Consider the following 13,368-nt stretch of genomic DNA (forward strand, 5'->3'; position numbering starts at 1 on the left):
CTCATTGCGATTGGGCAACACCGGCAACGCGCCGGTCGACGGGTAACGGATCAAGACTCTGCACAAAGCGGGCGACTTCGCGCGTGAATGCATCATTCGCATCGCCGGCCACCATGTGCGTGGCGTGCGGCAACTCGACATGCTGCGCGTGCGGCACCAGCTGCATGAATTCATCGACGGTGGCGCGCGACACCACGTCGCTGCGCCCGCCCGAGAGCAACAGCACGGGCACGTCGATCTTCGTCGCCGCGGCCTGCAGGCGTGGCTGGTAGCGTTCGCTTTCCTGCACCAGATCGCCGGCCAGCAGGGCCGGGTCCCAGTGCCAGCGCAAGCGGCCGTCGGCACTCTCGCGCAACAGCGGGCGCAGCTGCTGCTCGCTCTTGCGCTCGCGTCGCTGCGGCAAATAGGCGGCGATCTGCTCGGCCGCGTCGGCGTAGTTCATGAAACCATCCGGGTGCGCCTGCATGAAGGCGAGGATGCGTTCGACACCGGCGGTTTCCCAGCGCGGGGTGATATCCACCAGCACCAGCGCGCGGAACGGCGACGGTCTCATCTCGCCCGCCAGCACGATCCCCAGCAAGCCGCCCATCGACGCGCCGACCAGGATCGGCGGCTGCGGCTGCGCCGCGGCCAGCCGCAGCAGGTCATCGGCAAACTGGTCCATGTGGTAGCCGCCGCTTGTCACCCGGTCGCTTTCGCCGTGGCCACGCGCATCGAACGTGACGCAACGGCAGCCCACCTCCGCCAGCGCCACCGCCGCACCCTTCCACGCACCCCCGGTCTGGCCGAAACCATGCGCGAACAGCAGCGCCGGGCGGCCGGCCGGACGGCGCGTCTCCACCGCCAGGCTCAGGTCGGCAACGGCGAAGCGGCGACTCGTATCGGTGGCGTGCGGATCATCAACCATACGGGCGAGTATGGATTGCCGCAGCGACGGCCGTCAACATCTCCGCAGCCGGAACCCGTCGGCAACATCGGGCTTCCGCCGGCTCGGGCCGATGGAATCGTCCAGATTACAAACGCGCGAGGTGTGGCTACCATACGGGCATGAATGTCAGTAACAAGCCAGAACGCACCCGCCTGTCGGCCGAAGATTGGGAACTTGCCGCCTTGCAGCTGATCGCCGAACACGGCGTCGGCGCCCTGGCCGTGGAGGCGCTGGCGCGTCAGCTCGGCGTCACCAAGGGCAGTTTCTACTGGCATTTCCGCACCCGCGAAGCGCTGCTGAATGCCGCGCTGGAGCGCTGGGAGCAGTACGGTGAGCGCGAGATCATCGGCCAGATCGAGCAGATCGCCGACCCGCGCAAGCGCCTGCCCGAACTGTTCCGCCGGGTCGCGCACGAATTGCAGCCGCATCGGGTGTATGCCGCCCTGCTGAAGGCGCTGGATCATCCGCAAGTGGTGCCGGTGATGGCGCGCGTGTCGCAGCGGCGGATCGAGTTCCTCACCACCGCTTATCGCGAGGCCGGCCTGGCCCCGCCGCAGGCCTTGAATCGGGCGCGGCTGACCTATGCCGCCTACGTCGGCTTCCTGCAGTTGAATTTCACCCTGGGCCTGCCCCGAATCAACCACGAGGAGTTCGACGCCTACGTCGAGCACATGATCGCAACCCTCACCCCAACCTGAGCCACATCACCCTGCGTACCCCCGAACGGCGCCATCTGGCGCCGTTTTTGCTGCATGCAGCCTTGCAATACCAGTGTTCGCAAACTACCGTTTCCGATCACTTTTTCCCTGTACCTTGAAGAGGACACGATGGCCAGCAAGCTGGAAGCGCTCGGACAGTGGGTTGACGAAGTAGCGGCGCTGACACGCCCCGCCCGGATCCACTGGTGCGATGGCTCGGATGCCGAATACCAGACCCTGGTGCAGCAGATGCTGGCCGACGGCACCCTGATCGAACTGAATCAGCAGACCCACCCGGGCTGCTATCTGCACCGCTCCCACCCGTCCGACGTGGCGCGCGTGGAACAGCTGACCCTGGTCTGCCACCCGAACGAGCAGGACGCCGGCCCGAACAACCACTGGATGGCCCCGGCCGACGCTCACGCGAAGATCGACGCGCTGTTCGACGGCTGCATGGAAGGCCGCACCCTCTATGTGATTCCGTACTGCATGGGCCCGATCGACTCGCCGCTGGCGCGCTGCGGCGTGGAGATCACCGACAGCCCGTACGTGGTCGCCAACATGAAGATCATGACCCGCATGGGCGCTGCCGCGCAGGCACGGATCGAGCGCGAAGGCCACTTCGTCAAGGGTCTGCATTCGAAGGGCGAACTCGACCCCGAGCGGCGCTGGATCATGCACTTCCCGGCCGAGCTGTCGATCAAGTCCTATGGCTCCGGCTACGGCGGCAACGCGCTGCTGGGCAAGAAGTGCCATGCGCTGCGCATCGCCAGCAACCAGGCGCGCAGCGAAGGCTGGCTGGCCGAACACATGCTGATCGTCGGCATCGAGAACCCGCAGGGAGAGACGCACTACGTCGCCGCCGCGTTCCCGTCCGCCTGCGGCAAGACCAACCTGTCGATGCTGATTCCGCCGGAAGGCTACCTGCGCGATGGCTGGAAAGTGTGGACGGTCGGCGACGACATCTGCTGGATGCGCCCCGGCGCGGATGGACGGCTATACGCGATCAACCCGGAAGCCGGCTTCTTCGGCGTGGCACCGGGCACCAGCGACGCCACCAACCACAATGCCATGAGGAGCATCTCGCACGACACCATCTTCACCAACGTCGCCGTCACTGCCGACAACCAGCCATGGTGGGAAGGCCTGCCCGGCACCCCGGTCACCGACTGGCAGGGACGTCCGTACGATCCGGCCAACGGCCCGGCCGCGCATCCGAACTCGCGCTTCACGGTCAGCGCGAAGCAGTGCCCGACCTGGTCGGAGATGGCCGAAGCCGCGCAGGGCGTGCCGATCAGCGCGATCGTGTTCGGCGGCCGCCGCCCGTCGCTGCTGCCGCTGGTGATGGAGGCGCGCGACTGGACCCACGGCGTGCTGATGGGCGCCGCGATGGGCTCGGAAACCACCGCCGCCGCCACCGGCGCGGTCGGCGTGCTGCGTCGCGACTCGATGGCGATGAAGCCGTTCTGCGGCTACCACTACGGCGACTATTTCGCACACTGGCTGGCATTCGACAAACCCGGCGCGAAGCTGCCGAAGATCTTCCACGTCAACTGGTTCCGCAAAGGCGCCGACGGCAAATTCCTGTGGCCGGGCTTCGGCGACAACCTGCGCGTGCTGGAGTGGATGATCAACCGCGCCGAAGGCCGCGTGAGTGGCGTCGAGACGCCGATCGGCATCCTGCCCGGTGAGGGCGAGCTGAAGCTGGACGAGCTCAGGCTCGACCAGGCTAGGCTCGATGCATTGCTCGACGTGGACACCGTCGGTTGGCAGGCCGAGTTGGCCGCCATCGGCGAATACCTGGAGAGCTTTGCCCCACGCCTGCCCGAACGCCTGCGCCAGGAACGGCAACGCGTGGCCCAGGCGCTGGACGATGACGCCGACCGGTCGCGCCGCGGAGCCGTCGCCTCCTGAGCCGGTTCACGGGCAGGTCGCCACGACCTGCCCGTGATGTTGCGGGCCCGTCACCGCGGCGGCCGTTCAAACCCTTTTGCGCAACGCCGCATCCAAGCTGGCAAGATGATCGCCGCCTGCCCTGCCCTTGGAAGCTCCATGTCGCCTGCCTCAGCGGGAGCGAACGACAGCGATGACGTGCGCGCCGCGGCCGCCGGCGATCGCCGCGCATTCCAGCGGCTGTACCAGCTGCACGTCGGCCGCGTGCATGGCGCGGTGTACCGGCTCGCCGGCTACGACCACGCGCGCGCCGAGGACCTTACCCAGGACGCGTTCATCCGCGCCTGGCAGAAACTGCCCGGCTTCCGCCATGAAAGCGCGTTCGGCACGTGGCTGTACCGGCTCGCGGTGAACGTGGCGCTGATGGACATCCGCGCCCGCAGTGCCGACCCGGTCAACATGCTCGACGACGAGCATCTGCCGGACACCGGCGAAACACCGTTCTGCGCCGCCGAACGCGAGGAACTGGAACGCGCGATCGGCCAGCTGCCGCCACGCGCCCGCGCCGTGCTGGTACTGCACGACATCGAGGGCTGGCGGCACGAGGACATCGGCAGCGAACTGGGCATGGCGGTCGGCACGTCGAAAGCGCAACTGCATCGCGCCCGCGGCCTGCTGCGCAAAATATTGGGAGAAAGCTCATGAACGAATTCGAATGGCGCCGTCAGATGCGCGACCTGCGCCAGCCGCTCACACCGCAGCGCGACCTGTGGGCCTCGATCGACGCTGCACTGGAAGACGCCGAACGCACGCAAGCACCCGCGAACCTGGCGATGCGTGAGCCACGGCCAGCGCATCTCCGGCGCTGGCTGGTCGCCGCCAGTCTCGCCGCTTCGCTGCTGCTGGCCGGTGGCATCGGCTGGCGCGTGCTGCAGACACCGACCGCCACGCCGGTGGCCAGCCACACGAAGGCTTCCGGCAACTGGAAGCCGTCCGACCCACGACTCGCCGGCGCCGCGATCGAACTGGACGCCGCGCGGATGGAGCTGCAGCTGGCGATCCAGCAGGCGCCGGATTCACCGTCACTGCAACGTCTGCTCGGCCGCACCGAACAGCAGCAGACGCAACTGCGCCAACTGGCCAATCAGGCCGGCTGATACCACCAGGAACGACCATGAAAACCGCCCGCTACCTTCCCCTGCTGCTGTGCTTCTGCATCGGCCAGGCCCTTGCCGACACCCCGATCCAGCTGCGCCATGACGCCACGCCGACCGCCCGTGTCAGCATCAGCAACATCGCCGGCACGGTGAACGTGATCGCGTGGGACCGCAACGAAGTGCAGGTCAGCGGCCGCCTCGGCGACGGCGCCAAGCCGCTGGCGATCACCGGCAGCAACGGCGACCTGGAGATCAAGGTCGAGCCGCAGGGCGGCTCCGGCTGGTTCAACTGGGGCGGCGACAGCAAGATGGCACCGACCACGCTGGAACTGCATGTGCCCAGGGCGGCCTCGCTCGACGTCGACGTGATCAGTGCGCCACTGGTCATCGACGGCATGGACGGCGGCAGCATCCAGGTCAATACGGTCAGCGGCAAGGCGCGCATCAACGCACGCACGCCCTCGCTGAAGGTGGACAGCGTCAGCGGCGGCATCGAGCAGGCCGGACATGCCGAGCAGGCCGAACTGCAGACCGTCAGCGGCGAGATCCTGGCGCCGGCGCTGGGTCGCGATGTCGAACTGCAGACCATCTCCGGCCGTATCCAGGCCAACGGTGGGCCGTGGCAGAAACTCACCCTCAGCACGGTATCCGGCGACGTGCAGCTCACCGGTGCCCTGGCCGCCGGCGGCAGCATCGATATCGACAGCATGAGCGGCGACGTGCAGCTTCAACTGCCCGCGAACACCTCCGCCAGCCTGCACGCCAGCAGCTTCAGCGGCGACCTGCGCAGCGATTTCGGCACACCGAAGGAACCCGAGCACGGCCCCGGCAGCTCGCTGGATGTCCGCCTCGGCGCGGGCGCCGGCAAGATCAACATCGAGACATTCAGCGGCGACCTGCGCGTGCGCAGGCAGGACTGAACGCAGCCGATGCTCCCCGAAACGAAAAACGCCGTCGCAGAGGCGACGGCGTTTTCATGATGCATCGCAAAGCACGACCCGACCGCTCAGAGATCCTGGTGATACTGCACGTAGGGCGTGCGCGACTGATCCGGTTCCGGACCTGCCGGTGTATTCGCCGGGGTGCCGGACGACCACAGGTTCTGCGCACCGACGCTCAGCGAGCCGCGCCACGGCAGGCGCCAGGTCACGCCAAGATCGATGCTGTTCCAGCGCCGATCCCCGTTGAGCCCACCCGGGATGCCGGCCTGCGGCTGCATCGTGCGGCCGATCAGGACGCCGCTCAGCGGGCCATGGTCGACACCGAAACTCAGTGCCTTCTGGTCCAGCGTGTCGACGCCGAGCAGATTGCCCGGCAGCAGGTGGATGCGGCCCACGCTGGCACCCAGGTCGATACCGCTCTTGCTGCCCAGGGCCAGCCGGCCGTGTGCGTTGAGCTGGGAGCTGCTGTCGAAGCTGGACAGGCCATCCACGCCCGGCGCGGCACCCGGCAGCACGCGCGGCAACACGTTCTTGTTCGGCGTGGTGTTGGTGCCGACGCTGACACCCACGCTGTAGCGGCCGGTGTCATAAGTGGCGCCTACTTCGCTGCCGAGCACGCGCAGGCCCGGATTCGCCCACGAATGTTCGCTGACCTCCGCATGCGCCTGCAGCCGCGGCCCCAGCCCGTATTCGACGCCGGTCGTCATCACCGTGGAGGCATCCACTACCCGCAGTGCCAGCGGCGCATTCTTGCGCAGGGCTTCGGCACCGGTGCTGCGTTCTGCCTTGAGCGCCAGCAGGCGGCCATCGGCACCGCGCCACAGCGGCACCATGACGCCGGGCTCGACCTCGGTCATCTGGTCCGGTGGCTGCGCCAGCAGACGCTCCGCCATGGCACTGTCGCCGCCCGCAGACTGCCCGGCCGCGGTGAGCGGCAACAGCAGGATCAGCAGCAGGGCGGACAGGCGACGCATAGGTATGAACCGATGACTCACTCGATAGAGGATACTTGGGCCTCACTATACCTCGTTTTACGTTTTACTAACACCCTGAAAATCCGCCCCAACGCACAAAACGGCAGGGTTCTAACCCCATTTTGACCCCGCCCCCACCCGCGGGTTCCCACCTTCGGAAACTGGCGAGGGAACAGACTTACACGATATAAAGGCATGTCACGTCGATCCAGTCAGGTTGCCCCGGAACCAGTCCCAGCCCAATGAGCGCCACGCCGACGATCCGTTCATCCCAACCACCACCGGTGGCACGGGATCTTGCAGCCCTGCATGCTGCGGTAGAACGGCTGTTCGAGGCGCCCGACGCCGCCAGCGTGATGGAAGTCTGCGAACTCATGCTGGGCAACTTCGACATCCATGGTCGGCTGCGCTGGCGACGCATGGACGAACAACCCGCCCACCTGGCCGGACAACTGGACCTGGCGGAGGATCCTCAAGGCCCGCGCACCCTGATGCTCGAATGGGCTGACCTGCCGCTGCCCGAGATCGTGCGCGACCGGCTGGACTGGCTGGGCCGGTTGGCCGACATCCGCCTGCGTCAGCTGGCCGAGACCAGCCGCCTGTACGAGGCGATCTCGCGGCTGGCGCTGGCCGAACGCCTGCAACGCGCGCTCTACGCGATCGCCGAGCAGGCCGGCGCCGAGCACGACATGCCCGAGATGATGCGCTCGCTGCATGCCATCGTCGGCAGCCTGATGTACGCGGAAAATTTCTACATCGTGCTGTACGACGCGGCCACCGACACCGTCCGCTTCCCGTATTACGTCGACATCGCCGATACCGACCCGCCGCCGCCGGACCAGAGCCTGCCGCTGCACGACATGCTGCACAGCCTGACCTGGAACCTGCTGCAGGAAGGCCGCCCGCTGATGGGCTCGTTCGAGGAGCTGAGGCAGCAGTTCGGTGACCGCTTCGTGCCGATCGGGCCCAGTTGCGAGCACTGGCTGGGCGCGCCGCTGCTGCGCGCCGGCCGCGTCGTCGGCGGCATCGTGATGCAGAGCTACCGCGCCGACACCCACTACTCGCGGCACGACCTGGAGCTGCTGAACTACGTGGCCCAGCACGTGCAGACCGCGCTGGAGCGACGCGAGGCGCACATCGAGCTGGGCCGCCGGGTAACCGACCGCACCGCCGCGCTGCGCGAGGCGAACCGCGTGCTGCGCCAGCAGGTGCTGCAGCGCCAGCGCGGCGAACGCCTGCAGGCAGCGCTGTTCCGCATCGCCGAGCTGGCCAACACTTCGGACAGCCTGGAAAAGTTCTACGCAGCCATGCACCAGGTGATCAGCGGCCTGCTGTATGCGCGCAACTTCTACATCGCGCTGGTCGACGAGGAAAACGGCCACCTCACCTTCCCCTATTCGGTGGACGATGTGGACAGCGTGCGCCCGCCGCGCGCGCACGGCCGCGGCGCCACCGAATACGTGCTGCGCCACGCCAAGCCGCTGCTGGCCACGCCGGCGGAGATCGACCGGCTCAGCGCGCTCGGCGAGATCAGCCATTTCGGCGCACGTTCGGTGTGCTGGCTCGGCGTGCCGCTGATCTGGGGCGGCAAGGCGATGGGCGTGCTCGCGCTGCAAAGCTACTCGCCCGAGCACACCTATAACGAGCGCGACCAGGAACTGCTGACCTTCGTCAGCTACCACATCGCCAACGCGCTGCAGCGCAAGCAGGCCGCGGCGTCGCTGAAGCAGGCCTATGCCGGGCTGGAGCGCCGCGTCACCGAGCGCACCCGCGCGCTGGCGCTGGCCAACCGCGACCTGCGCGAACAGATCGCCGAGCGCGAGCGCGTGGAGCGCCGGCTGAAGTACGAGACCCTGCACGACTCGCTGACCGGCCTGCCGAACCGCACCCTGCTGCTGCAACGGCTGGAACAGGCGATGCAGCGCTACGTCGCGAACCCGAACGAGCAGTTCGCCGTGCTGTTCATCGACCTGGACCGTTTCAAGGTAATCAACGATTCGGTCGGTCACCTGGTCGGCGACGACCTGCTGTTCCAGGTCGGCGGCCGCATCCGCGCCTGCCTGAAGACGCGCGACGTGGTCGCGCGGCTGGGCGGCGACGAATTCGCGGTGCTGCTGGAAGGCATCGTCGAGACCAACAAGGCGACGCTGATCGCCGAGCGCATCATCAGCGAGCTGCAGACGCCGTTCCGGCTCGGCACCAAGGAGATCTTCACCTCAGCGTCGATCGGCATCGCCCTGTCCAGCCCGCATTACCGCCAGCCCGAGGAATTGCTGCGCGACGCCGACGCCGCGATGTACAACGCGAAGGACGGCGGCCGCCATCGCGCGGCGATGTTCGACGACCGCCTGCGCCGCGAGGCGCTGTCGCTGCTGGACATGGAGAGCGACCTGCGCCACGCGCTCAGCCGCAACGAATTCGAGCCGTTCTACCAGCCGATCGTGGAACTGGCCGACGGCCGCATCACCGGCTATGAGGCGCTGCTGCGCTGGCATCATCCCGAGCGCGGCCTGCTGGCGCCGAACGACTTCCTGCTGATCGCCGAGGAGTGCGGCTGCGCCGAGGCGATCGACTGGCAGATCTTCGAGCAGGTGTGCACCCAGGCCGTGCGGCTGATCGGCACCGAGGGTTTCATCAGCATCAACGTGTCCGGCCGGCACTTCCGTTCGGCCGACCTCGACCTGCGGCTGTTGGCGCTGTTCGACCAGTACGCCGTGCCGACACGCTGCATCCGCATCGAGGTCACCGAGCACGCGTTGCTGGAGAACCCGACCCAGGTCAAGCAGATGCTGCTGAACCTGCGCAGCCACGGCGTCGGCATCGCGCTGGACGACTTCGGCACCGGCTATTCCTCGCTCAGCTACCTGCATCAATACCCGTTCGAGACGCTGAAGATCGACCGCTCGTTCATCACCGAACTGCCGCCCGACGACACCGAGACGCAAGGCCTGGCGCTGGTGCGCGCGATCCAGGTGCTGGCCGATTCGCTGCAGATGAAGGTGATCGCCGAAGGCATCGAGGAAGAGTCGCAGCGACAGGCGCTGCTGCGCGTCGGCTGCCGCTACGGCCAGGGCTTCCTGTTCGCCGAACCGCAACCCGCCGGCACCTGGCTCGGCGCAGACAAGCCGCTGCTGCTGGCCTGATCGACCCTCATCGCTACTGCGCCGTGCCCGGCGCACCGGGTGCCGCGCCCTCGCTGAGCAGGTGCTCGGCATCGATGCGGTCGAAGTGATAGCGCTGTGCGCAGAACTCGCAGACCACCTCGATCTCGTCGCCGCGGGCGACCAGCGCCGCCTCCACCTCGTCGCGGCCGAGCGAGCGCAGCATCGACGTGACCCGTTCGCGGTTGCAGCTGCAGCCGAACGCCAGCGGGCGCGGCTGGAACAAGCGCACCGATTCCTCGTGGTAGAGCCGGTACAGCAACTGCTCCGGCGCGATGGCCAGCAGCTCCTGCGCGCCCAGGGTGGCGGTCAGGTGCACCACGCGATTCCACGCATCGTCATCCCGCACGGCATCGCGGCCGCCTTCGCCCGGCATCTTCTGCAGCATCAGGCCGACCGCATGTTCGCCGTCGGCGGCCAGCAGGATCCGCGCCGGCAATTGTTCGGACTGCACGAAATAGTCTTCCAGCGAACCGGCCAGGTCGGCGTGCTGCAGGTCGACCAGGCCCTGGTAACGCTGGCCGCGGTCCACGTTGCCGATGGTGATCGCCATGATCGCGTCGGCCAGCGCATCCAGCGCCAGCGGCTCGGGCAGCGTTGCGTTCCAGCGCGCCAGCCCGCGCAGGCGGCCCTGGTCACTGCACTCGGCAAACAGCAGGCGCAACGCATCCGAACTCTTCAGCTCGATCGACAGCGTGCCATCCAGTTTGATGTTGCCGGTCAGCAGTGCGCTGGCGGCCAGCGCCTCGCCCAGCAAGGCATGCAGCACTGGCGGGTAGTCGGCGCGGCCGGCCACTTCGCGCCAGGCCGTGCCCAGCCGCACCAGGGTGCCGCGCACGCCGGCGCGTTCCAGCAGGAAGCGATGCAGCACGTCTTCGACAGGCAGGTTTTCCACGGCAGATGTTCTCTCTGAAGTCAGGCGAAGCAAATGGGGACGCGGCAGCGCCCGAACAACGCCCCCTATACTGCCCGCATCTTCCCACGCGTACCGCCATGCCCTCTCCGTTCCGTCGCGTTCCGCTGGTTCGTCTGTTGCGCTCGCTGGCGATCCTGCTGCTCGCATGGCTGGCGCTGAGCTGGCTGGTGGTGCTGGTGCTGCGCTTCGTGCCGCCGTGGACGTCGGCGGTGATGATGCAGCGCCAGCTCGGCGCATGGATCCATGGCGAGAAGGATTTCCGGCTGCGTCAGCACTGGGTGCCGTGGACGCAGGTGTCGACCTGGGTGCCGCTGGCGATGGTGGCCGGCGAGGACCAGAAGTTTCCCTACCACCACGGCTTCGACCTCGACTCCATCCAGAACGCACTCGACGCCGCCGACGACGGCAAGCGCCTGCGCGGCGCCAGCACGATCAGCCAGCAGACCGCCAAGAACCTGTTCCTGTGGAATGGCCGCAGCTTCGTGCGCAAGGGGCTGGAGGCGTACTTCACCGTGCTGATCGAGCTGACCTGGCCGAAGCAGCGCATCCTCGAGGTGTACATGAACATCGCCGAGCTGGGCAACGGCGTGTATGGCGTGGGCGCAGCCAGCGAGGCGTACTTCCACACCACGCCGGCGCGGCTCGGACCGGCCCAGGCCGCTCGCCTGGCCGCGGTGCTGCCCAGCCCGCGGCGCCTGCATGCGGACCGGCCCAGCGCCTACGTGCAACGCCGTGCGAACTGGATCCAGCGGCAGATGTACCAGCTCGGCGGCCCCGCCTACATCGAAGGTCGCGCGCCACCGCGCGCGCCGCGCTGACCCGCTGCGCCGATTCACAACTTCACTACACGCCGGCGCGACGGCGGCGCTAGACTCAAGCCCAGACGGCCCGCCCGGGCCGGTGGGAGACCCCAGCATGAGCCAGGTCAAACATCTGCTGCAAGGCAAGGGCAACGCGATCTACAGCATTGCACCGGATGCGCCCGTACTCGAAGCGATCAAGCACATGGCGGAACGCCGGATCGGCGCGCTGCTGGTGATGCGCGGCGAGCAACTGGTCGGCGTCATGTCCGAACGCGACTATGCGCGCAAAGTGATCCTGCAGGGACGCTCGTCGGCACAGACCGCCGTGTCCGACATCATGAGCAGCACGCCACTGACCGTGAGCCCGGATACCGACGTATTCGACTGCATGCGCCTGTGCACCGACAGCCGTATCCGCCACCTGCCGGTGGTGCAGGACGGCAAGGTGGTCGGGGTGATCTCGATCGGTGACCTGGTCAAAGCGGTGATCGACGCGCAGGCCGAGCAGATCGAGCACCTGCAGCGCTATATCACCAGCTGAATCCCGCAGGCAGTTCGCGAGTCAGGCGGCCGGCGGCGCGGCGCGGGCCTGTGCGTGTTCGTCCGGCGCCAGGTCCGGTGACCAGCCGGCGCGCCTGGCCACCAGCGCCGCCAGCGTGGCGACGCCGACACCGGCCAGGGCCAGGCCGCCGATGCCCCAGCCGAGCATGCGCAAACCGCTCACCGCGCTGGTCACCACCACGTCACCGAAGCGCCAGACCGCCGTCTCGACGAAGTTCTTGCCCTTGTAGCGCGTCTCGCGCGGCACCCGTGTATACAGCGCATCCACCGCCGGCTTGGTCATGCCGTAGGCGAAACCGCGCGTGGCCACACTCATCACCGCCAGCAGCGGCACGCTGTAGCCAAGCAACCACAGGTCGCCGCCGCCGATCAGGGCCACGCCCCCCAGCAGCACCACGTTCACCAGCGCCGGCAACAGCAGACCCCAACCGGCGCCATGACGGATCAGCAGCCAGCGGGTCAGACTCAGCTGCAGCAGCGCACCGAGCAGGTTGGTGGCCAGGTCGAGGTCGTTGTAGAACGACGTGCGTGCCACGGTATCGGTGAAATGCGCCTTCGCGTAATCGGCCACCAGTGCGTAGGCCAGCGTGCCGATGCCGTCGCCGAACAGCATCATCAAGGCCATGTAGCGCAGGAACGGGCGCGACCACAGCTCCTTGATGCCGGCCCACAACGAGCCGCCGATCGCTTCCCCGCCCCGACTGCCCGGCTGCCGGTCATGCTGCGCCGAAAGCCGCAGCAACAAGGCCAGCGACAGCGACAACGCCGCCGCCGAGACCAGCAGCAGGGGCGCCACGCCGATCAGTTGCACCAGCAACTTGGTCACCAGGGGCCCGAAGATCGCGCCGCCCATGCCGCCCAGCGCGATCAGCGAAAACACCCGCCGCGCCTGGCCGCTGGAGAAAATGTCGGCCATGAAGCTCCAGAACAGCGACACCACGAACAGGTTGAACACGCTGACCCAGACGAAGAACACCACGCCCAGTTCGCGCGCGCCGATACGCTCCTGCGCCACGAATGCGGGCACGAAGGCGAGCAGGCACAGGATGAAGAAGCTGTAGCTCCAGCCCAGCAGCTGCCGGCGCCGGAAGCGCGCCACCAGCATGCCGAACAGCGGCGTCAGCAACAGCATCACCACGAATACCGCGCCGTAGAACAACGGCAGCGACTGCGAACCGACGGCACCGCTCAGCTGATCCCTGACCGGCCGGATGATGTAGTACGAGGTCATCACGAAGAAGAACGCCAACGCGGACAGCATCGGCGCGGCGGCTTGTTCCACAACGGTCTGACGGGGCAAACTCACAGGCACATCCAGCGTGGGGCGCGGCAAGCC

The 13,368-nt window shown here is 67.6% G+C and carries 12 protein-coding genes; 8 read left to right on the forward strand and 4 right to left on the reverse strand.

Annotated features, from left to right (window positions below; genetic code table 11):
* Position 1 precedes the first annotated feature (1 nt).
* Entirely contained in the window at positions 2-907 is a 906-nt protein-coding gene (locus ABD024_RS13995) for an alpha/beta fold hydrolase (RefSeq protein ID WP_343853734.1), read from the reverse strand.
* A gap of 140 nt (positions 908-1,047) precedes the next feature.
* Between ABD024_RS13995 and ABD024_RS14000 the strand changes: the two genes are divergently transcribed.
* From ABD024_RS14000 to ABD024_RS14020, 5 genes are all read left to right on the forward strand, one after another.
* Positions 1,048-1,626, forward strand: coding sequence for a TetR/AcrR family transcriptional regulator (locus ABD024_RS14000; RefSeq protein ID WP_343853736.1), 579 nt, complete (start codon positions 1,048-1,050; stop codon positions 1,624-1,626).
* Between the two features lie 129 nt (positions 1,627-1,755).
* The gene (locus ABD024_RS14005) at positions 1,756-3,540 is read left to right on the forward strand and encodes a phosphoenolpyruvate carboxykinase (GTP) (protein WP_343853738.1); all 1,785 of its coding nucleotides are present in this window, start codon (positions 1,756-1,758) and stop codon (positions 3,538-3,540) included.
* Between the two features lie 138 nt (positions 3,541-3,678).
* Positions 3,679-4,224, forward strand: a complete 546-nt coding sequence (locus ABD024_RS14010; RefSeq protein WP_343853740.1) for an RNA polymerase sigma factor — start codon at positions 3,679-3,681, stop codon at positions 4,222-4,224.
* A complete protein-coding gene (locus ABD024_RS14015) occupies positions 4,221-4,676 on the forward strand; it encodes a hypothetical protein (protein ID WP_343853742.1) in 456 nt (151 codons plus the stop codon). The genes ABD024_RS14010 and ABD024_RS14015 overlap by 4 nt, the downstream gene beginning before the upstream one ends.
* Positions 4,677-4,693: 17 nt before the next feature.
* Positions 4,694-5,596 (forward strand): DUF4097 family beta strand repeat-containing protein, encoded by a 903-nt coding sequence (locus ABD024_RS14020; protein WP_343853744.1) that lies wholly within the window; start codon positions 4,694-4,696, stop codon positions 5,594-5,596.
* Positions 5,597-5,682: 86 nt separating this feature from the next.
* Here ABD024_RS14020 and ABD024_RS14025 read toward each other — a convergent pair whose 3' ends face one another.
* On the reverse strand, positions 5,683-6,591 hold the full coding sequence (locus ABD024_RS14025) for a hypothetical protein (RefSeq protein WP_343853747.1): 909 nt from the start codon (positions 6,589-6,591) through the stop codon (positions 5,683-5,685).
* Positions 6,592-6,833: 242 nt separating this feature from the next.
* Between ABD024_RS14025 and ABD024_RS14030 the strand changes: the two genes are divergently transcribed.
* Positions 6,834-9,734 carry a bifunctional diguanylate cyclase/phosphodiesterase gene (locus ABD024_RS14030; RefSeq protein WP_343853750.1) on the forward strand — a complete coding sequence of 967 codons (2,901 nt, stop codon included), beginning with the start codon at positions 6,834-6,836 and terminating at the stop codon, positions 9,732-9,734.
* Positions 9,735-9,747: 13 nt separating this feature from the next.
* On the opposite strand, the gene hslO is transcribed toward ABD024_RS14030, so the two are convergent.
* On the reverse strand, positions 9,748-10,647 hold the full coding sequence (gene hslO, locus ABD024_RS14035) for an Hsp33 family molecular chaperone HslO (protein WP_343853754.1): 900 nt from the start codon (positions 10,645-10,647) through the stop codon (positions 9,748-9,750).
* A gap of 98 nt (positions 10,648-10,745) precedes the next feature.
* Between hslO and mtgA the strand changes: the two genes are divergently transcribed.
* Together mtgA and ABD024_RS14045 are read left to right on the forward strand one after the other, a co-directional pair.
* Positions 10,746-11,486: a monofunctional biosynthetic peptidoglycan transglycosylase gene (gene mtgA, locus ABD024_RS14040; RefSeq protein WP_343853758.1), complete on the forward strand. Its 741-nt coding sequence runs from the start codon at positions 10,746-10,748 to the stop codon at positions 11,484-11,486.
* A 97-nt stretch (positions 11,487-11,583) separates the two neighbouring features.
* Positions 11,584-12,012 (forward strand): CBS domain-containing protein, encoded by a 429-nt coding sequence (locus ABD024_RS14045; protein ID WP_343853764.1) that lies wholly within the window; start codon positions 11,584-11,586, stop codon positions 12,010-12,012.
* A gap of 21 nt (positions 12,013-12,033) precedes the next feature.
* Here ABD024_RS14045 and ABD024_RS14050 read toward each other — a convergent pair whose 3' ends face one another.
* Positions 12,034-13,293, reverse strand: a complete 1,260-nt coding sequence (locus tag ABD024_RS14050) for an NTP/NDP exchange transporter (RefSeq protein ID WP_343854725.1) — start codon at positions 13,291-13,293, stop codon at positions 12,034-12,036.
* Between the last annotated feature and the right edge of the window lie 75 nt (positions 13,294-13,368).

The organism is Rhodanobacter soli (assembly GCF_039523495.1).
GTDB lineage: Bacteria > Pseudomonadota > Gammaproteobacteria > Xanthomonadales > Rhodanobacteraceae > Rhodanobacter > Rhodanobacter soli.

What these genes read in the sequence shown, in the direction of transcription:
- ABD024_RS13995 (WP_343853734.1), bottom strand. Translation starts at nt 907, where the DNA reads ATGGTTGATGATCCGCACGCCACCGATACGAGTCGCCGCTTCGCCGTT.
- ABD024_RS14000 (WP_343853736.1), top strand. Translation starts at nt 1,048, where the DNA reads ATGAATGTCAGTAACAAGCCAGAACGCACCCGCCTGTCGGCCGAAGAT.
- ABD024_RS14005 (WP_343853738.1), top strand. Translation starts at nt 1,756, where the DNA reads ATGGCCAGCAAGCTGGAAGCGCTCGGACAGTGGGTTGACGAAGTAGCG.
- ABD024_RS14010 (WP_343853740.1), top strand. Translation starts at nt 3,679, where the DNA reads ATGTCGCCTGCCTCAGCGGGAGCGAACGACAGCGATGACGTGCGCGCC.
- ABD024_RS14015 (WP_343853742.1), top strand. Translation starts at nt 4,221, where the DNA reads ATGAACGAATTCGAATGGCGCCGTCAGATGCGCGACCTGCGCCAGCCG.
- ABD024_RS14020 (WP_343853744.1), top strand. Translation starts at nt 4,694, where the DNA reads ATGAAAACCGCCCGCTACCTTCCCCTGCTGCTGTGCTTCTGCATCGGC.
- ABD024_RS14025 (WP_343853747.1), bottom strand. Translation starts at nt 6,591, where the DNA reads ATGCGTCGCCTGTCCGCCCTGCTGCTGATCCTGCTGTTGCCGCTCACC.
- ABD024_RS14030 (WP_343853750.1), top strand. Translation starts at nt 6,834, where the DNA reads ATGAGCGCCACGCCGACGATCCGTTCATCCCAACCACCACCGGTGGCA.
- mtgA (WP_343853758.1), top strand. Translation starts at nt 10,746, where the DNA reads ATGCCCTCTCCGTTCCGTCGCGTTCCGCTGGTTCGTCTGTTGCGCTCG.
- ABD024_RS14045 (WP_343853764.1), top strand. Translation starts at nt 11,584, where the DNA reads ATGAGCCAGGTCAAACATCTGCTGCAAGGCAAGGGCAACGCGATCTAC.
- ABD024_RS14050 (WP_343854725.1), bottom strand. Translation starts at nt 13,293, where the DNA reads ATGCTGTCCGCGTTGGCGTTCTTCTTCGTGATGACCTCGTACTACATC.